Raw genomic sequence first — 18,784 nt, 5'->3', positions numbered from 1 at the left:
TGGGGGAACATGTCGATGGCGAGAGGAGCTGGTCATGGCCCTGTTCAAGAAGCGCACGGTCGGCAAGCCGGGTGAGTGGTACTACTGCCTTGAGCACAAGAAGGTCGAGGAGGGGCCGGAGTGCCCCAACAAGGACCGGTTCGGGCCGTACGCCTCCCGCACGGAGGCCGAACACGCGATGGCGACCGCCCGCGAGCGCAACCTCCAGTGGGAGAACGACCCCAAGTGGCACGACGCCCCGGCGGGCAGCCGGGACGACGAGAGCTGATCCCACGAGCGCCCGGGGCGCGGCCCCGGGCGTTCGTGCTGTCCGGGCGCCCCTGACATCGGCAGGGGGACATCCCGACGTCACCAGCGGGCCGGTGGCGGTGCCGTCAGGTGCTCCGCCAGGCGCGCCACCCGGTCCCGGAAGCGGCGCCGCCCGCGCGGGGCCGGCAGGGCGTTCTCCCCGGCCGCCGCGCTGACCAGGTGCTGCACCGTGTCGAGGTCCAGTTCCGAACCGTCGGGCACGGCCAGGATCTCGTGCGCCAGACACGGCAGCTCGCCCTGCCCGGGGCCGAGGGCCAGGACCGTCGCCCCGGCGCGACGGGCGTCGGACACCCGTTCCACGAGTGGTGCGGCGGGCCCGCCGGGCGCGACCACCAGCAGCGTCTCGCCCCGCCGGGCCGCCTCCAGCCGGCCGAGACCCACGGCCAGGTGCGCCGGATCCGAGGGGCGCGCGTCGTGCCGCACCAGTGTCGGGGCCAGCTCCGGGGTGCCCGACCAGGCGGCCTCGTCCACCAGGTGCGCCGCGAGATGCCACGGCTCGTACTCCGGCGTGCCGACCAGCAGCAGCCCGCCCCCGTGCGACACCACCGAGCCGCGCAGCGCCCCGGCGAATCGCCGCGTCGCGCCCAGCCACTCCGTCCCGGCGAGCACTTCGCGCAGCAACGCGACCCGAACCGCATCCATGGGAGCGCATCCTGCCCCGAACGGTCACTCGTGATGTGCGGTTCACCCCGTATTCGCCCGGGCCGGGTAGGCCGACCGGTCACCCGTGCCGCTGTCGAACGACCGGAGGAACCGCCGATGACCGAGACCAGCGTCCCCTTCCGCGCCGGACAGGAGGGGTACGCCAGCTTCCGTATCCCCGCCGTCGTCGCCACCGGCACCGGCGACCTGCTCGCCTTCTGTGAAGGCCGGGTCGGCTCCCGGGACGACTTCGGGAACATCGACATCGTGCTGAAGCGCTCCACGGACGGCGGCCGCACCTGGGGCCCGCTCCAGGTCGCCGCCCGCAACGGCGACGCCCTCGCCGGCAACCCCGCGCCGGTCGTCCTCACCACCGGCCGCGTCCTCCTCGTGCACGTGCGCAACGCGGCCCTCGCCACCGAGGACGCCATCCGGCGCGGCAAGGTCAGCGCGGCCGACGGGCGCCGCGTGTGGGTGGCGCACAGCGACGACGAGGGCCGCACCTGGTCCGCGCCGAGGGAGATCACCCAGGAGACCAAGCGGCCCGAGTGGCGCTGGTACGCCACCACCCCCGGCCACGCGATCCAGCTGAGCACCGGCAGGGTCGTCGTCCCCGCCAACCACTCCCTGCCGCCCACCGGCACCGACAACGGCACCGAGGGCAGGTACAACGGCGGCCACTGCCTGCTCAGCGACGACGCGGGCGCCACCTGGCGGATCGGCTACGTCGACGACAACCCCGACGGCTACATCAACGCCAACGAGACCACCGCCGCCGAACTCCCCGACGGCCGCGTCTACTTCAGCACCCGCAACGACTCGCCCTCACCCGGCACCCGCGCCGACGCGCACTCGGCCGACGGCGGACAGACCCTGGTGAAGCCCTTCCGCCCCCAGGCCGGTCTCGCCGCCCCGGTCTGCGAGGCCGCCGTCCTGCAACTCCGCGACCCCGACCTGCTCCTGTACTCCGGCCCCGCCGACCCCGGCTTCCGCGCCCTGATGACGATCCGCGCCTCCGCCGACGGAGGCACCACCTGGCGCCCGGCGTACACCGTGGACGGCCTGCCCGCCGCGTACTCGGACCTCGTGCGCGTCGACGCCGGCACCGTGGGCCTGCTGTACGAGACCGGGGACTTCGGCGCCTACGAGACGATCACCTTCCGGCGGGTGCCCGTGACGGAGCTGACCTGAGCCTCTCCGCGCGGGGGCACGGCCGTAGAGTCGGGGCCATGACCTCTACCGACAGTGCTGCCACCGACAACGCCCAGAAGGCCCCCGCCAAGGACCCCTGGGACCTGCCCGACGTCTCCGGACTCGTGGTGGGGGTGCTCGGCGGGACCGGGCCGCAGGGCAAGGGCCTGGCCTACCGGCTCGCCAAGGCCGGCCAGAAGGTGATCATCGGCTCGCGGGCAGCCGACCGCGCGCAGGCCGCCGCCGAGGAGATCGGCCACGGCGTCGAGGGCGCCGACAACGCCGAGACCGCCCGCCGCAGCGACATCGTGATCGTCGCCGTGCCGTGGGACGGCCACGGCAAGACCCTCGAATCCCTGCGCGAGGAACTGGCCGGCAAGCTCGTCGTCGACTGCGTCAACCCGCTCGGCTTCGACAAGAAGGGCGCCTACGCCCTCAAGCCCGAGGAGGGCAGCGCCGCCGAGCAGGCCGCCTCCCTGCTGCCGGACTCCCGGGTCACCGCCGCCTTCCACCACCTGTCGGCCGTGCTGCTCCAGGACCCGGAGATCGACGAGATCGACACCGACGTGATGGTGCTCGGCGAGGTCCGCGCCGACGTCGAGATCGTCCAGGCCCTCGCCGGCCGCATCCCCGGCATGCGCGGCATCTTCGCCGGGCGGCTGCGCAACGCCCACCAGGTGGAGTCGCTGGTGGCGAACCTGATCTCCGTGAACCGCCGGTACAAGGCGCACGCGGGGCTCCGGGTCACGGACGTATGAGCCGATGGGGGACACTGGACGGCACCAGCAGTGCCCGAAGTGTCCCCCGACAGGAGTCGACCGAGATGCCCCGCCTTGCCCTCTACGCCCTGATCGTCTGCGTGCTGTCTGTGGCCGCCGCCGTGGTCTCCTTCACGCGGGGCAGCTTCCTGGGGATCGTGTGGGTGCTGCTGGCGGGCCTGTCGTCCAACATGTGCTGGTACTACCTCAAGCGCGCCAGGCAGCAGAAGTCCGTGACGGGCTGAGCCGTCAGGGAGCGGCCGAGCAGAACTCGTTCGAGCCCTGCCAGAAGCGGTACAGCTCCTGACCGCAGTACGTCTCGAAGTCGCTGATGCCGAGGGACTTCAGGATCGAGTCGATCACGTCGAAGAAGACGCCGTTCACCGCCGGCAGCCACAGCAGCGCGAACACGAAGAGCAGGCCGAACGGCGCGAACGGCTCCACCTGGCGCCGGATGCTGTACGACAGCCAGGGCTCGATGACGCCGTAGCCGTCCAGGCCCGGCACCGGCAGGAAGTTCAGCAGCGCCGCCGTCACCTGGAGCAGCGCGAGGAATGCCAGCGCGAACCGGAAGTCGTTCGGCACGCCGTCCAGCGCGTCCAGCCAGAACGGGGCGGTGCAGACGACGGCGAACAGCACGTTCGTCAGCGGGCCCGCCGCCGAGATCAGGCTGTGCTTCCAGCGTCCCTGGATCCGGTTCCGCTCGATGAACACGGCACCGCCGGGCAGTCCGATGCCGCCCATGATCACGAAGATCACGGGGAGCACGATGCTGAGCAGGGCGTGCGTGTACTTCAGCGGGTTGAGGGTCAGATAGCCCTTCGCGCCGATGGAGATGTCGCCGCTGTGCAGGGCGGTGCGCGCGTGCGCGTACTCGTGCAGGCACAGGGAGACGATCCACGCCGCCGTCACGAACAGGAACACGGCGACGCCGGGCTGCTCGGCGAACCCGGTCCAGGTCGCCCATCCCGTGACCGCCGTGACGGCGACGATCCCGACGAACACGGGACTGATCCGCCGCTCGCTGTGGCGGGTGGTGGCGGTGGTCATGGGGCTCCCTGCACTCGTCGACACCGGGTGGGACGGCCCGACGGTACCGGGCGCAGGTGAAAAACGTCTCGCGCGGGGCGGTCGGTTCCGGGGAGGGTGGGGGCATGGGGCTGTGGCACGTGTACTACGAGGACGGCGCTGTCGTGGTCGGTCGTGCCAGGCGCGGCCTGATGGCCCCGGTGCCTCCGTGCCGGTTTCCGGGCGTCCCGGCGGGTCGTGCCGGGTGCGGCCCGGTGGCCAGGGCGTCCTCGGTCCGGTTTCTGCATGTCCCGGCGGGGCGTGTCCGGAGCCGCCTGACGGCCCCGGCGCCCCGTGCCGGCCCCTGGACGTCCCAGCCGGCCATGCGATGCCGCCGGTGACCCCGCCGCGCCGCCAACCGCCGTGACCCGCCCTCGTATCACCGGAGACAATGAGCCCGTGCACTACCGCATCCTCGGCACCACGCAGGCGCTCCGCAGTGACGGGTCGGTCGTCCCGGTCGGTGGGGCGCGGCTGCGTGCGTTGCTGACCGTGCTCGCGCTGCGGGCCGGACGGACCGTGCCCGTGGGGCTGCTCGTCGACGAGGTGTGGGGCGGGCAGCCGCCAGCCGACGCGCCGGGGGCGCTGCAGGCGCTGGTCGGGCGGTTGCGGCGGGCACTCGGGGCGGACGCGGTGGCCTCCGTCGAGGGCGGGTACCGGCTCACGGCCGCGCCCGACGACGTCGACCTGCACCGGTTCGAGCGGCTGGCAGGCGAGGGGCAGCGGGCGCTGGCCGACGGCGACCCCGCCAAGGCCGCCGTGGTCCTCGACGACGCCCTCGCCCTGTGGCGCGGCCCCGCGCTCGCCGACCTGCCCGACCGCACCGCCGAGGCCGCCCGCCGGGACACCCGCCGCCTGGACGCGCTCCGGGCCCGCCACACCGCCGCCCTCGCCCTGGGCGAGGCCGAGCAGTCCCTGCCGGAGCTGACCGCCCTGTGCGACGGCCACCCCCTGGACGAGCCCCTCCAGGCCCTGCGACTGCGCGCCCTGCGGGACGCCGGCCGTGCGGCGGAGGCGCTGGACGCCTACGAGGACGTCCGGCGGTCGCTCGCCGACCGCCTCGGCACCGACCCGGGGCCGGAACTGCGCGCCCTGCACGCGGAGTTGCTCCGGCTGGGAGACGCACCCGCACCCGCACCCGCGCCGGCCGACGGGGAGCCGCCCCGGCCCGCCGGGAACCTCCGTGCCCGCCTCACCTCCTTCATCGGCCGGGAGACCGACATCGAGACCATCCGCGGGGATCTCGCGGCGGCCCGGCTGGTCACCCTGCTCGGCCCGGGCGGCGCCGGGAAGACCCGGCTGTCGCAGGAGACCGCGGAGACCGTGCGCGAGGCCATGCCCGGCGGCGTGTGGCTGGCCGAACTCGCCCCCGTCGACGACCCGGACGCCGTACCGGAGGCCGTGCTCACCGCCGTCGGCGCCCGCGAGACGGTGCTGTACGGTGCCGGCGCCGAGGGCATCCGCGCCGCCGTCGCCGACCGGCTCGACGACCCCGTCGAGCGGCTCGCCGAGCACTGCTCCCGGCCCCGCATGCTGCTGATCCTCGACAACTGCGAGCACGTCGCCGAAGCCGCCGCCCGGCTCACCGAGGAACTGCTGGCGCGCTGCCCGGACCTCACCGTCCTGGCCACCAGCCGTGAACCCCTCGGCGTCCCGGGCGAGTTGCTGCGCCCGGTGGAGCCGCTGCCCGAGCCGGTAGCACTGCGGCTGCTGGCCGAGCGGGGCGCGGCGGCCCGGCCCGGCTTCCGGATCGAGGACGACCCCGGGGCGTGCGCCGAGATCTGCCGCCGCCTCGACGGCCTGCCGCTGGCCATCGAACTGGCCGCCGCCCGGCTGCGGATGCTCACACCCCGCCAGATCGCCGACCGGCTGGACGACCGCTTCCGTCTCCTGACCTCCGGCAGCCGCACCGTCCTGCCCCGGCAGCAGACCCTCAGAGCGGTCGTCGACTGGTCCTGGGACCTGCTCGACGAGGAGGAACGCGACGTCCTGCGGCGGCTGTCGGTGTTCGCCGGCGGCTGCGACCTGCCCGCCGCCGAGGCGGTGTGCGGACCGGCCGCCCTGGAGGCGCTCGGCTCCCTCGTCGACCGCTCCCTGGTCGTGGCAGCCCCGCCCGGCTCCCCGGCGGACGGGGAGATGCGCTACCGGCTCCTGGAGACGGTCGCCGAGTACGCCGCCGAGCGGCTGGACGAGTCCGGGCGGCGCGCCGAAACCGAGCGGGCCCATCTGACGTACTTCCGTGAACTGGCCCGCGTCACCGACCCGTTACTGCGCGGCCCCGGCCAACTCGCCGCCATCCACCGGCTGGAGCGCGAGTACGAGAACCTGCGCACCGCGCTGCGGCACGCCGTCGCCCTGCGCGACGAGCAGGAGGCGCTGTGCCTGGCGCTGTCCCTCGTCTGGTACTGGCAGATGCGCGATCTGCGCATCGAGGCGCGCAACTGGTGCCGTGAGGTGATGGCGCTCGGCCCCGACCCCTTCACCGAGCCCGTCCGCCCCGCCGCCCCGGTGTGGCCGCGCTGCACCGACGCCCCGCCCCCGATGACCGGGGAGGTCCTGTGGGAGGCCCGGCGCGGTGTTCACCTCGCCCACCTCGCCTGCATGGACACCGAGCTGGACGCCTGGCAGAACCCGGAGTCCCAGCGGAAGCTGCGCGCCATCGCCGGGACCTACGAGCCCGGTCTGCCGCAGAACTGCCGGCTCCCCGGCCTGCTCTGGTTCTTCGCCGTGATGCTGACCGGCGACATGGACCGGCTGCGTGTCATCATCGATGCCTCCATCCGCACCTGCCGGCGGACCCCGGGCTTCGACTGGGAGCTCGCCTCCGGCCTGCAGATGCGGGCCAACTTCCTCGCCAACCGCACCGACTGGGCCGGTGACGCCGCCCGCGACGCCGACGAGTCGCTGGAGATCTACCGGCGCCTGGGCGATGCCTGGGGCACCGCCGAGGCCCTCTCCGCCCGCGCCGAGGCCCACGAGCGCAAGGGCCACTACGCCCTGGCCGCCGCCGACTACGAGGCCGCCGTGGAACACGCCGAACGCCTCGGGGCCCGCGCCCAGGCCGCCGTCCTCAGCGCCCGGCTGGGCAGCGCCCTGCTGGAGGCGGGCGAGGACGAACGCGGCGAGCGGCTGCTGCGCGAGGTGATCGCCCAGCACCAGGACTCGCACAGCGAGGCCATGCCCGCCGCCCGGCTGTTCCTCGCCGGCCGGCTCGGCATGACGGGCCGCACCGCCGAGGCACGCGAGCAACTGCGGCGGCTGCGCCAGGACTTCCGTATCGCCCACTTCATCGTCTTCGACGCGTTCATCCTCGGCGCGGAGGCCTGGCTGGACGCCGCCGAGGAGCGCTACGACGAGTGCCTGGACCGGGTCCGCCGGGCCCTGGAGCGTGCCGCCGACCCGCTGTCGGCGGCCATCGCGCCCTATATGCGCGCCGTGTATCTGACCGTCGGAGCCGGAGCCCTGGCCGCCCACGAGGACGGGCGCGCCGCGGACGCGGCCCGCTGCCTCGGCGCCGCCGACGCCCTGCTGCCGCCCGACCGCGTCGCCCCGCGCCAGGAGCGCGAGCTCCGCGAGCGGGCGGAACGAAGGGCGCGTGCGGCCCTCGGCGATCCCGCGTACGAGACCGCGTACGCGCAGGGCGGCGGCCTCTCCCCCGAGGAGGCCGCCGCCCTGCTGTGACGCGCACCGGGCGCCCGGTCAGTTCTTCGTGCGGAACTTGTGGATCGCGACCGGCGCCATCACGGCCGTGATCGCCACCGACCAGCCGAGCGTCACCCACAGGTCGTGCGCGACCGGCCCGCCCACCATCAGACCGCGCGCGGCGTCCGCGAGGGTCGACAGCGGGTTGTAGTCGGTGAACGCCTGCAGCCAGCCCGGCATCGACGTCGTCGGCGCGAAGATCGACGAGCCGAACTGGAGCGGGAACAGCACCAGGAAGCCCATCGCCTGCACGGACTGCGCGTTCTTCAGGATCACGCCCAGGGTGAGGAACACCCACATGATCGACGAGGCGAACGCCGTGGACAGGGCCACGGTCGCGAACAGCCCCGGCCAGTTCGTGATCTCGAACCCGACCGCCACGGCGACGATCATCAGCACGGCGGTCGCGAACAGCATCCGCAGCAGCTCCACCGAGATCTTCGCGAACAGCACCGAGCCGCGTCCGATCGGCAGGGACCGGAAACGGTCCATGACACCGGAGTTGAAATCCTGGCTGAAGCCGGTGCCGACGCCCTGGGACAGCGTCATGCTCATCATCGCGATCATGCCCGGGATCACGTACTGCACGTACCGGTCCTGTCCGCCGCCCAGCGCCTGCCCGATCGAGCCGCCGAAGACGAACACGAACAGCAGGGTGAAGATGACCGGCATCAGCAGCGCGTCGGCCATCGACTCCGGGTCCTTGCGGATCCACAGCAGGTTGCGGCGGATCAGGGCCCCGGTGTGGCGCAGGTGGCCGCGCAGCGGGATACGGGCGTCCGCGGCGGCGTCGTTGACGGTGACGGCGCTCATACGGCGGCCTCCTGAAGGTCTTCGGCGGGCACGGTGTCCTGCGGGGCACTGGCACGGTGGCCGGTGAGGGACAGGAACACCTCGTCCAGGCTGGGCAGTTCGGTGGTGATGGAGGAGAGCGTGATGCCGCGCGCGGTGACCGCGCCGACCACGGCCGTCAGCTGCTCATCGCTGAGGATCGGCACGAGGACGTCGCCCCGGTCGGTGTCGACGGTCGTGGTGGCGAGCCCGGTGATGCCCAGCTCGTCCAGCGCGCCGGCGAGGGGCCGCAGGTGGGTGGGATCGGCCGGGCGGATCCGCAGCGCACGGCCGCCGACCTTCGCCTTCAGCGCCTCGATCGCGCCGCCCGCGATGACCTGGCCGCGGTCGACGACCGTCAGCTCGGAGGCGAGCTGCTCGGCCTCCTCCATGTACTGGGTGGTGAGCAGCACGGTGACGCCGTCGCCGACCATGCGCTTCACCTCGTCCCACACCTCGTTGCGGGTGCGGGGGTCGAGGCCGGTGGTCGGCTCGTCGAGGAACAGCACGGCGGGCCGGCCGATCATCGACGCGGCCAGGTCCAGCCGGCGCCGCATCCCCCCGGAGTACGTCGCCGCCGGGCGCTTGGCCGCCTCGGTCAGCGTGAAGCGCTCCAGCAGCCCGTCGGCACGGGCCCGGGCCTCCTTGCGGGGCAGATCGAGCAGCCGCCCGATCATGTACAGGTTCTCCCAGCCCGAGAGCTTCTCGTCCACGGAGGCGTACTGGCCCGTGAGCCCTATCACCCGCCGCAGCTGCCGGGGCTGCCGCAGGACGTCGTACCCGGCCACGGTGGCCTGCCCCGAGTCGGGCGCCAGCAGGGTGGACAGGATCCGCACCAGGGTGGTCTTCCCGGCCCCGTTCGGCCCGAGCACCCCCATCACGGTGCCCTCCCGCACCTCCAGGTCGACCCCGTCCAGTGCCTTGGTCTCCCCGTAGTGCTTCACCAGCCCCCGCACGGTGACAGCGGCGCCGCTGGTCTGTGTGTCGATTCGCGTCATGGGACAGACGGTCCCAGAGCCCACCGACAAACCACCGACAAGCCACCGACAACTCAAAATAGGGGACAGCCCGTCGACTGGGGGAGATCGACGGGCTGTCCGTGGTACCGCTGTGGCTCTAGTGGACGGAGTTCTCCTCCTGCGGGAACGTTCCGCCGACCACGTCCTCGGCGAACGCCTGCGCCGCGTTCCCCATGACCTCACGCAGGTTCGCGTACTGCTTCACGAACTTCGGCACCCGCCCGCCGGTCAGACCCAGCATGTCGGTCCACACCAGCACCTGTGCGTCGGTCTCGGGACCCGCGCCGATCCCGACGGTCGGGATGTGCAGCACCCGCGTCACCTCGGCGGCCAGCTCCGCGGGAACCAGCTCCAGCACCACCGCGAACGCGCCCGCGTCCTGGACGGCCTTCGCGTCCCGCAGCAGCTGGTGGGCCGCCTCCTCGCCCCGCCCCTGCACGCGGTAGCCCATCGCGTTGACCGACTGCGGGGTCAGGCCGATGTGCGCCATGACCGGGATGCCGGACTCGACGAGCAGCCGGATCTGCTCGTGCGACCGCTCACCGCCCTCCAGCTTCACGGCCTGCACGCCCGCCTCCTTCACCAGCCGGGTCGCCGAGCGCAGCGCCTGCACCGGTCCCTCCTGGTAGGAGCCGAAGGGCAGGTCGCCGACGATCAGGGCGCGCGAGGTGCCCCGTACGACCGCCGCCGACAGCATCGTCATCTCGTCGAGGGTGACGGGCACGGTCGTCTCGTACCCGAGGTGGCAGTTGCCCGCCGAGTCGCCGACGAGCATCACCGGGATCCCGGCCTCGTCGAAGACGGACGCGGTCATGGCGTCGTACGCGGTGAGCATCGGCCACTTCTCGCCGCGCTCCTTGGCGGCGGCGATGTCGCGCACGGTGATACGGCGGGTGCCCTTGCCCCCGTACAGCGCCCTGCCGCTGCCGGAGGGCTTCATCTGAGCAGTCTGGGCAGCCGGAAGCTGCGTCATTGCACGGCTCCTAACACGTCATCTCGAGGCGCCCTGACGGCGTCCCCGGACCACGTCCATGGTGGCACCTCGTGCCACCGAGGGCTAGGGGAGCCCTTGTGAGTTCCGCCCCCGGGTCCGCACAGCGGATGTTGCGTAAGATCCCGGTAAGAGAATTCCAATACGAGACGGTCTCGTATCGAAATGCTTCTAGGCTCGGTGCCATGACTACTCCTGCCGACCCGGCCGCCCCCACCGGCCCACGCGTACCGGAAGCGGTGCACCGGCGCCGCTGGGCGATCCTCGGCGTGCTGATGCTGAGCCTGCTGATCGTCGTGCTCGACAACTCGATCCTGAACGTCGCCATCAAGACGATCTCCACCCCGGCCCCCACCGGCCTCGGCGCCACGCAGAGCGAGCTGGAGTGGGCCATCAACGCCTACACCCTCGTCTTCGCGGGCCTGCTGTTCACCGCCGGACTGCTCGGCGACCGGGTGGGCCGCAAGAAGGTGCTGATCGGCGGTCTCGCCGTGTTCGGCATCGGCTCGGCGCTCGCCGCGTTCTCCGGCTCGCCGGGCGAGCTGATCACCTTCCGGGCCGTGATGGGCCTGGGCGCCGCGTTCGTGATGCCCGCCACCCTCGCCGTCCTCATGAACGTCTTCGAGCGCGAGGAGCAGCCGAAGGCCATCGGCGTCTGGGCAGGCGGCGTCGGCCTCGCCATCGCCATCGGCCCGATCACCGGCGGCGTGCTGCTCGAGCACTTCTGGTGGGGCTCGGTCTTCCTCGTCAACGTACCGATCGTGCTGCTCGGGCTCGCGCTGATGCTCTGGCTGGTGCCCGACTCGCGCGACCCGAACCCCGGCCGGATCGACCCCGTCGGCGTCGTGCTGTCCGTCGTCGGCCTGGTCCTGCTCGTCTACGGCATCATCAAGGGCGGCCAGCTCGCCGACTTCACCGACGCGACCGTGCTGGCGACCATCGGCGCCGGCCTCGCCGTGCTCGTCGCGTTCGTCGTGTTCGAGAAGCGCAGCGACCATCCGTCGATAGACGTCACGTACTTCAGGAACAAGGCCTTCTCGGCCGCCATCGCCGCCATCGCGCTGGTCTTCTTCGCACTGATGGGCGTGACCTTCTTCTCCGTCTTCTACACGCAGAGCGTGCGCGGCTACTCGGCGCTGCAGACCGGTCTGCTGATGCTGCCGCTGGCCGCCGCCCAGTTGATCTTCGCGCCGCGCGCCCGGCTGGTCGTCGACCGCTTCGGCAACAAGGCCACGACCACGGCCGGTCTGCTCGTCATCGCCGCCATGCTGGCCGCCTTCGCCGTCCTGGACGCCGACACGCCCATCTGGATCCTGGAAGTGATCTTCTTCCTGATGGGAACCGGCATGGCGCACATCATGACGCCGGTCAGCGTCGTCATCATGCAGGCCCTGCCCCGCGAGAAGGCCGGCTCCGCCTCCGCGCTCAGCAACACCTTCCGGCAGGTCGGCGGCGCCCTCGGCATCGCCGTCCTCGGTTCGGTGCTGTCGACGGCGTACCGCACGGGCATCGAGGACAAGCTCGGCGCGCTGCCCCCGGCCCTGCGCCACCCCGCGGGGGAGTCCATCGAGGCCACGCTCGGCATCGCGGACAGGCTGGGCCCGCAGGGCGAGTCCCTCGTCACATCGGCCTATGACGCGTTCCTGCACGCGATGCACGTGACCGCCCTGTGGGGCGCGGGCGTCGCCCTGATCGGCGCGGTCGTCGTGGCGCTGTTCCTGCCGGGCAGGCCGCCGTCGCCCCAGCGGGCGCCGGAGGAGGACGAGTTGTCGCACACGGGTTCGTAGACCTGCGGGAGAATTCACTCCCCGCACGGCCGGGAACGGTCTCCACCCCGTCAGGAAGGACACAGCGACGTGAGCCTCGCCGAACGGCACACCCCGCCCGACGGTCCCGCGAGGGGCCGCCCCAGAAGCGAGGCCGTCGAGCGGGCCATCATCGAGGGCGTGATGCGGCTCCTGGAGGAGGGCGTACCCCTCGCGGAGCTGTCCATCGAGCGCATCGCGCGCACCGCGGGCGTCGGCAAGGCCACCATCTACCGCCGCTGGAGCGGCAAGGAGGAACTCTTCGTCGACGTCGTACGCGCCGCCGAACCCCCGGACCCGCCGCTCCCCGGCACCTCCATGCGCGACGACCTCGTGGTCCTGCTGGAACAGGTGCGCCGGCGCGGCCTGGCCAACCGCTCCTCGGCGATCCTGCACAGCGTGCAGGCCCAGATGAAGAGCAGTCCGAAACTCTGGGCGGCGTACCACGCCACCGTCGTCGCCCCGCGCCGCCGGATCGGCCTGGAAGTGCTGCGCCGCGGCCAGGAGAACGGCGAACTGCGCACGGACCTCGACCTCGAACTGCTGAACGACATATTCGTCGGCCCGATGCTCCTCCGCGCCGTGCTGCACACCGACGCCGACCTCCCCGGCGACCTCGCCGAGCAGGTCGTCGACACCCTCCTCGAAGGCCTACGCCCCGTCAGTTCCGAGCCCCACCGGCCCGGCTGAGTGTGCGCGTTTCGTCACAGACGGCGCTTTCGGCGGGCGTGACCGGAACTCTCCTCGGGGACTCGGACGTCACTGCCCCCGTACGGCCGTCACAGGACGGCGGGAACGGAACGGATCATCCCCTAGGGTCGTAAAGACACGGGGGCGATGGTGTGCACGGCAGGCAGTGAGGCGACGGTATGGCGCAGCAGGCGTACATGACGGAGACGGACAACGGCGGCTCGGGGCCCGAGCACCGGGGAACCCGGCTTCGGCGCCTGTTCGACCGGCTGGCGGGCCCCTGGCGGGGCGACCCGCGGATCTGGCGGCGCGGACTGGTCGTCGCCGCGTGCGCGGTGCTGCTGGCCCTGGTCATGGTGCTGCACTCGCGCATCCCGAACACCATCGGCAATCTGGGCAGTCTCACCGAGACGTTCCTGCCCTGGCTGGGGCTCCTCGTCCCGGTGCTGCTCGTCCTCGCCCTGGTCCGCAAGTCCGCGACCGCGCTGATCGCGGTGGTGCTGCCGTCCGTGGTCTGGCTGAACCTCTTCGGCGGCCAGCTCAGCGACAAGACCGCGACCGGCGGGGACCTCACGGTGGTCACGCACAACGTCAACGCCGACAACCCGGACCCGGCCGGCACCGCCCGTGACGTGGCCGCCTCCGGCGCGGACGTGCTCGCCCTGGAGGAGCTGACTCCGGCCGCGCTCCCGACGTACGAGAAGGCGCTGGCGCCGACGTACCGCTACCACTCGGTGCAGGGCACGGTCGGCGTGTGGAGCAAGTACCCGCTGAGCGGCGTGCGGGACGTCGACCTCGACATGGGCTGGACGCGCGCCATGCGCGCCACCGTGACCGCACCGGCCGGGCGGGTCGCGGTCTACGTCGCCCATCTGCCGTCGGTGCGCGTGAAGATGGAGGCCGGATTCACGGCCCGCCAGCGCGACCGGAGCGCCGACTACCTCGGCGAGTCCATCGCCCGCGAGCCGCTGAAGAACGTCGTCCTGCTCGGCGACCTCAACGGCACGATGAACGACCGCGCGCTCAACGCCGTCACCTCCCAGATGCGCTCGACGCAGGGCGCGGCCGGCAGCGGTTTCGGCTTCAGCTGGCCGGCGTCGTTCCCGATGGCGCGCATCGACCAGATCATGGTGCGGGGCCTGAAGCCGGAGAGTTCGTGGACCCTCCCGCAGACCGGCAGCGACCATCTGCCGGTCGCGGCCCGTGTGATGGTCACCACAACCGGCTCCTGAAAGCCGCTGGTCAGGGCAGTCCGGACAGAAATCCGCAACCTCCGCGTCACCGCGTGGAATAGTGCGCCTGCGAGACTTTGTTCCGTACTTGAACATACGCGTACGGATCTCCAAGCAAGTCTCGAAAGGCTCCCTCATGCCCCTGGCCCTGCTCGCCCTTGCCGTGGGCGCCTTCGGCATCGGTACGACCGAGTTCGTGATGATGGGGCTGCTGCCCGATGTCGCGGACGACCTGAACATCTCGATACCCAGCGCTGGCCATCTGGTGTCGGCGTACGCGCTGGGCGTCGTCATCGGCGCCCCGCTGCTGGCCGCGGTCACCGCCAGGATGTCCCGGCGCACGGTCCTGATCGGCCTGATGGGACTGTTCGTCGTGGGCAACGCCCTGTCGGCCCTCGCGCCCGACAACGGCTGGCTGCTGGCCGCCCGCTTCCTGAGCGGTCTGCCGCACGGCGCCTTCTTCGGCGTGGGCGCCGTCGTCGCGACGAACATGGTCGCCCCCGAACGCAAGGCCCGCTCGGTCTCGCTGATGTTCCTCGGCCTGACGGTCGCGAACGTCGCGGGCGTGCCGGTCGCGACCCTGATGGGCCAGCACCTCGGCTGGAGGGCGACCTTCCTCGGCGTCAGCGCCATCGGCCTGGCGGCCATCGCCGCGCTCGCGTTCCTCATCCCGCACGACCACGAGCACACCACCGCGAAGGGCCTGCGCGGCGAACTGGCCGCCCTGCGCTCCCTGCCGGTCTGGCTGTCGCTCGGCACGACCGTCGCGGGCTTCGGTGCCCTCTTCGCGGCCTACAGCTACATCACGCCGATGCTCACGGACGCCGCCGGCTATGCCGACGCCAGCGTCACCCTGCTGCTGGCCCTGTTCGGTGTCGGCGCGACCGCCGGCAATCTGCTGGGCGGCCGCCTGGCCGACCACTCCCTGCGCGGCACGCTGTTCGGCGGCCTCACCGCGCTGGTGGCGGTCCTGGCGCTGTTCCCGCTTCTGATGCGCACGGAGCTCACGGCCGCCGTGGCCGTCACCCTGCTCGGCATGGCGGCCTTCGCCACCGGCTCCCCGCTCCAGCTGATGGTCATGGAGAAGGCCTCCTCGGCCCCCTCCCTGGCCTCCTCGGCCAACCAGGCCGCCTTCAACCTGGCCAACGCCGGCGGCGCCTGGATCGGCGGCCTCGCGCTGGCCGCGGGCTTCGGTGTCACCTCCCCGGCCCTGGCCGGTGTGGCCCTGGCCGTCCTCGGCCTGGCCGTGGCCTCGCTGGCCTACGCGGTGGACCGGCGCCGGGCTCCGGTCGCCGGGCGCGAGCGGATCGTGGCGAGCCACGTCCCGCAGGAGGCCGAAGCGGTGCACCACTGACGGCTCCCGGCACACGGCAGCCCGCGGGATCAGATCCCGCGCACTGCCGTTCCTTTGACCGGGGTGCGAGACGGGCGCGCTACCCGACCGCCTCCGCCTGACTGCCCGTCAGTGCACCGACCAGGTCTCCCAGTTTGTCGAACCGCCCGTCGAAGTCGTCGGAATCCGTGGGCGGATCCCCGGCCGGCCGGTGGACGTAGGCGGTGCGCATGCCGGCCGCCTGAGCACCGCGCAGGTCCCAGGCGTGGGCGGCGACCATCAGCACGCGTTCGGGTGGGCATCCGGCGCTGTCGAGGGCGAGTCGGTAGACCTCGGGCGCCGGCTTGTAGGCCAGGACGGCCTCCGCCGACAGCGCTCGGTGCCAGCGCAGTCCGGCGTGCGCGTTGAGGTGCAGCAGGGCCGTGCGGCCGGCGTCGGACAGCCCCATCACGGGGTACCGCCGCGAGAGCCGCTCCAGCCCCGCGGCGGAGTCGTCCCACGCGGGCAGCCGCCGCCCCGCCGTGGCGAGCCGCGCGACGGCCCCCGGGTCGGTCACTCCGGCGTGCCGGGCCACCAGCCGGGCGGCCCCGGCGTCGAGCACCTCCGTGCTCGCGTACGGGCGTTGCCCCTGCCGGACGCGTTCCCGCTCCTGCTCGCAGTGCCGCCGCCACAGGGCGACGAGCTCGTCGGCGGCCGTCGGGCCGGACAGGCCGGTCGCTTCCCGTATCGCCGATCGAAGCCCGCCGGGTTCGTCGACCATGGTGCCCAGGACGTCGAAGACGACGACCTCGATGTCGCGGATCGCCGTCATGAGTTCTCCCGTGCCGGACAGGTGTGTCACCACTTGAGCAGGTGACGATGGTGGCACCGGGAGTTGTCACCGGTCAAGGTGGTGACGACGTCTACTGCGGCTGGGTCGCGATCTGGATCAGGTTGCCGCAGGTGTCGTCGAAGACGGCCGTGGTGACGGGGCCCATTTCCAGGGGCTCCTGGGTGAAGCGGACGCCGAGCCCGGTCAGGCGCTCGTACTCGGCCCGGACGTCGGCGACGGCGAACTGGGCGAGCGGGATGCCGTCGGCGGCGAGCGCGTCACGGTAGGGCTTGACGGCCGGGTGGCCGGCGGGCTCCAGGAGCAGTTCCGTGCCGCCGGGCTCCTCGGGGGAGACGACGGTCAGCCAGCGGTCCGTCCCGCTCACCGGGACGTCGTACTTCTTCACGAAGCCGAGGACCTCGGTGTAGAAGCGCAGGGCCTTGGCCTGGTCGTCGACGAAGACGCTGGTCAGATGGATCTTCATGGGCTGCTCTCCTCGGGTCCGGTAGCCCCGTGAGCTCGTCGAGGATGGTGCGGCGGGTGGGGCCGGCCAAGGCTCTGAAAGGGCCTCGGCCGCGACCCCAGGGTAGGCAAGTATCCACTTGCCTACCGAGTCCCTTCCGGCACGCCACTCAGAGCGACTCCCGCCACCCGTTCGTGATCGGCAGCCGCCGGTCCTTCCCGAAGCCCTTCGGCGAGATCTTCGTGCCCGGCGGGTACTGGCGCCGCTTGTACTCGGCCGTGTCGACCATGCGCAGCGTCTTCGCGACCAGCTCCGCGTCGAACCCGGCCGCCACGATCTCGTCCGCGCCCCGGTCCCGGTCGACGTACAGCTCCAGGATCGCGTCCAGCACGGGGTAGTCGGGCAGCGAGTCCGTGTCGACCTGGCCCGGGCGCAGCTCCGCGCTCGGGGGCTTGGTGATCGAGTTCTCCGGGATCGGCGGGGTCTGGCCGCGCTCCCGGGCGGCCCGGTTGCGCCACTCCGACAGGCGGAAGACCGACGTCTTGTAGACGTCCTTGATGGGGCCGTACGCCCCGACGGAGTCGCCGTAGAGCGTGGAGTAGCCGACCGCCAGCTCCGACTTGTTGCCCGGCGCCAGGACGATGTGGCCCTCCTGGTTGGAGATCGCCATGAGCAGCGTGCCGCGCAGACGCGACTGGAGGTTCTCCTCCGCCAGCCCCGTCAGGCCCAGCGCGCCCATGTAGGCGTCGAACATCGGCTCGATCGCGACCGTGCGGTAGTTCAGGCCCGTGCGGCGGGCCAGTTCGGCCGCGTCGTCCTTGGAGTGGTCCGAGGAGTATTTCGACGGCATCGACACGCCGTACACGTTCTGCGCGCCCACCGCGTCGCACGCGATCGCCGCGACCAGCGAGGAGTCGATACCGCCCGACAGGCCGATGAGGACCGACGTGAAGCCGTTCTTCGCGACGTACGCCCGCAGGCCCACGACCAGCGCCGAGTAGACCTCCTCGTCGTCGTCCAGGCGGTCCGCGTAGCCGCCCGTGAGCTCGGGCTCGTACGCGGGCAGCGGCTCCTCGGAGAGCACCACGCGGTCGATGCGCAGCCCGTCGTCGACCACGCCGGTGGGGGCGTCCGCCGACGCCGCCGGCAGGTCCAGGTCCAGGACCACACAGCCCTCGGCGAACTGCGGCGCCCGCGCCACGACCTCGCCGTCCTTGTCGACGACGATCGAGTCGCCGTCGAACACGAGCTCGTCCTGGCCGCCGATCATCGCCAGGTACGCCGTGGTGCAGCCGGCCTCCTGGGCCCGCTTGCGGACCAGCTCCAGGCGCGTGTCGTCCTTGTTGCGCTCATAGGGGGAGGCGTTGATCGAGACCAGCAGGCCCGCCCGCGCCGAACGGGCGGCGGGGACGCGGCCGCCGTCCTGCCAGAGGTCCTCACAGATGGCCAGGGCGACATCCACGCCGTGCACCCGCAGCACCGGCATGCTGTCGCCGGGCACGAAGTAGCGGAACTCGTCGAACACGCCGTAGTTCGGCAGGTGGTGCTTGGCGAAGTTGAGGACCACCTCACCGCCGTACAGCACCGCGCCCGCGTTCTGCGGTGCGCCGGCCGGCTGGCCGTACTTCGGCTGGGCTGTCGCGCTGCGGTCGAGGTAGCCGACGATCACCGGCAGCTCTCCGAAGCCCTCCTCGGCCAGACGCGCGGCGAGAGCGCGCAGCGCCGCGCGAGAGGCCTCCACGAAGGACGACCTGAGCGCCAGGTCCTCGACGGGATACCCGGTCAGCACCATCTCGGGGAACGCCACGAGATGCGCTCCCTGTTCGGCGGAGTGCCGGGTCCAGCGGACGATCGACTCGGTGTTCCCGGCGAGGTCGCCGACGCCGGCGTCGATCTGGTTCAGGGCGAGACGTAGTTGAGGCACGCCGCCCAGTGTAAT

The 18,784-nt window shown here is 72.3% G+C and carries 17 protein-coding genes; 9 read left to right on the top strand and 8 right to left on the bottom strand.

The window, feature by feature from the left end; translation table 11 throughout:
* Window positions 1-34: 34 nt before the first annotated feature.
* Complete coding sequence (locus tag HNR57_RS05430; RefSeq protein ID WP_031105401.1) at window positions 35-268, top strand: hypothetical protein; 234 nt, start codon at window positions 35-37, stop codon at window positions 266-268.
* Window positions 269-348: 80 nt separating this feature from the next.
* Here HNR57_RS05430 and HNR57_RS05425 read toward each other — a convergent pair whose 3' ends face one another.
* Window positions 349-951, bottom strand: coding sequence for a hypothetical protein (locus HNR57_RS05425; protein ID WP_184556927.1), 603 nt, complete (start codon window positions 949-951; stop codon window positions 349-351).
* 117 nt (window positions 952-1,068) lie between these two features.
* Between HNR57_RS05425 and HNR57_RS05420 the strand changes: the two genes are divergently transcribed.
* The 3 genes from HNR57_RS05420 (at window position 1,069) to HNR57_RS05410 (ending at window position 3,145) form a co-directional block, all read left to right on the top strand.
* Complete coding sequence (locus HNR57_RS05420) at window positions 1,069-2,142, top strand: sialidase family protein (protein ID WP_184556924.1); 1,074 nt, start codon at window positions 1,069-1,071, stop codon at window positions 2,140-2,142.
* A gap of 38 nt (window positions 2,143-2,180) precedes the next feature.
* Window positions 2,181-2,900 (top strand): NADPH-dependent F420 reductase, encoded by a 720-nt coding sequence (npdG, locus tag HNR57_RS05415; RefSeq protein WP_184556921.1) that lies wholly within the window; start codon window positions 2,181-2,183, stop codon window positions 2,898-2,900.
* A 65-nt stretch (window positions 2,901-2,965) separates the two neighbouring features.
* Window positions 2,966-3,145, top strand: a complete 180-nt coding sequence (locus HNR57_RS05410; protein ID WP_031113918.1) for a hypothetical protein — start codon at window positions 2,966-2,968, stop codon at window positions 3,143-3,145.
* Window positions 3,146-3,149: 4 nt separating this feature from the next.
* On the opposite strand, the gene HNR57_RS05405 is transcribed toward HNR57_RS05410, so the two are convergent.
* Window positions 3,150-3,950, bottom strand: a complete 801-nt coding sequence (locus HNR57_RS05405; RefSeq protein WP_184556918.1) for a site-2 protease family protein — start codon at window positions 3,948-3,950, stop codon at window positions 3,150-3,152.
* Between the two features lie 417 nt (window positions 3,951-4,367).
* Between HNR57_RS05405 and HNR57_RS05400 the strand changes: the two genes are divergently transcribed.
* Window positions 4,368-7,649 (top strand): ATP-binding protein, encoded by a 3,282-nt coding sequence (locus HNR57_RS05400; protein WP_313672950.1) that lies wholly within the window; start codon window positions 4,368-4,370, stop codon window positions 7,647-7,649.
* Between the two features lie 18 nt (window positions 7,650-7,667).
* Here HNR57_RS05400 and HNR57_RS05395 read toward each other — a convergent pair whose 3' ends face one another.
* From HNR57_RS05395 to panB, 3 genes are all read right to left on the bottom strand, one after another.
* Window positions 7,668-8,483, bottom strand: coding sequence for an ABC transporter permease (locus HNR57_RS05395; protein ID WP_184556912.1), 816 nt, complete (start codon window positions 8,481-8,483; stop codon window positions 7,668-7,670).
* Complete coding sequence (locus HNR57_RS05390; protein WP_184556909.1) at window positions 8,480-9,499, bottom strand: efflux ABC transporter ATPase subunit, DrrA-related; 1,020 nt, start codon at window positions 9,497-9,499, stop codon at window positions 8,480-8,482. The genes HNR57_RS05395 and HNR57_RS05390 overlap by 4 nt, the downstream gene beginning before the upstream one ends.
* Window positions 9,500-9,617: 118 nt before the next feature.
* Complete coding sequence (gene panB, locus HNR57_RS05385; protein WP_184556906.1) at window positions 9,618-10,493, bottom strand: 3-methyl-2-oxobutanoate hydroxymethyltransferase; 876 nt, start codon at window positions 10,491-10,493, stop codon at window positions 9,618-9,620.
* A gap of 203 nt (window positions 10,494-10,696) precedes the next feature.
* Here panB and HNR57_RS05380 point away from each other — a divergent pair, with 203 nt between their 5' ends.
* The 4 genes from HNR57_RS05380 (at window position 10,697) to HNR57_RS05365 (ending at window position 15,592) form a co-directional block, all read left to right on the top strand.
* Entirely contained in the window at window positions 10,697-12,298 is a 1,602-nt protein-coding gene (locus HNR57_RS05380; protein WP_184556903.1) for an MFS transporter, read from the top strand.
* Window positions 12,299-12,367: 69 nt separating this feature from the next.
* Window positions 12,368-13,006: a TetR/AcrR family transcriptional regulator gene (locus HNR57_RS05375; protein WP_184556900.1), complete on the top strand. Its 639-nt coding sequence runs from the start codon at window positions 12,368-12,370 to the stop codon at window positions 13,004-13,006.
* Window positions 13,007-13,185: 179 nt separating this feature from the next.
* Window positions 13,186-14,238: an endonuclease/exonuclease/phosphatase family protein gene (locus HNR57_RS05370; protein WP_184556897.1), complete on the top strand. Its 1,053-nt coding sequence runs from the start codon at window positions 13,186-13,188 to the stop codon at window positions 14,236-14,238.
* A 136-nt stretch (window positions 14,239-14,374) separates the two neighbouring features.
* Window positions 14,375-15,592 (top strand): MFS transporter, encoded by a 1,218-nt coding sequence (locus tag HNR57_RS05365; RefSeq protein ID WP_184556894.1) that lies wholly within the window; start codon window positions 14,375-14,377, stop codon window positions 15,590-15,592.
* A gap of 79 nt (window positions 15,593-15,671) precedes the next feature.
* Here the strand turns inward: HNR57_RS05365 and HNR57_RS05360 are convergent, their stop codons facing one another.
* The 3 genes from HNR57_RS05360 to HNR57_RS05350 form a co-directional block, all read right to left on the bottom strand.
* Window positions 15,672-16,382: a haloacid dehalogenase type II gene (locus tag HNR57_RS05360; RefSeq protein WP_184556891.1), complete on the bottom strand. Its 711-nt coding sequence runs from the start codon at window positions 16,380-16,382 to the stop codon at window positions 15,672-15,674.
* A gap of 91 nt (window positions 16,383-16,473) precedes the next feature.
* Entirely contained in the window at window positions 16,474-16,866 is a 393-nt protein-coding gene (locus HNR57_RS05355; RefSeq protein WP_184556888.1) for a VOC family protein, read from the bottom strand.
* A 148-nt stretch (window positions 16,867-17,014) separates the two neighbouring features.
* Window positions 17,015-18,769: an NAD+ synthase gene (locus HNR57_RS05350; RefSeq protein ID WP_184556885.1), complete on the bottom strand. Its 1,755-nt coding sequence runs from the start codon at window positions 18,767-18,769 to the stop codon at window positions 17,015-17,017.
* Window positions 18,770-18,784 lie beyond the last annotated feature (15 nt).

This window comes from Streptomyces paradoxus (genome assembly GCF_014202475.1).
GTDB lineage: Bacteria > Actinomycetota > Actinomycetes > Streptomycetales > Streptomycetaceae > Streptomyces > Streptomyces paradoxus.
This window is presented reverse-complemented; position numbering and strand designations above follow the sequence as displayed.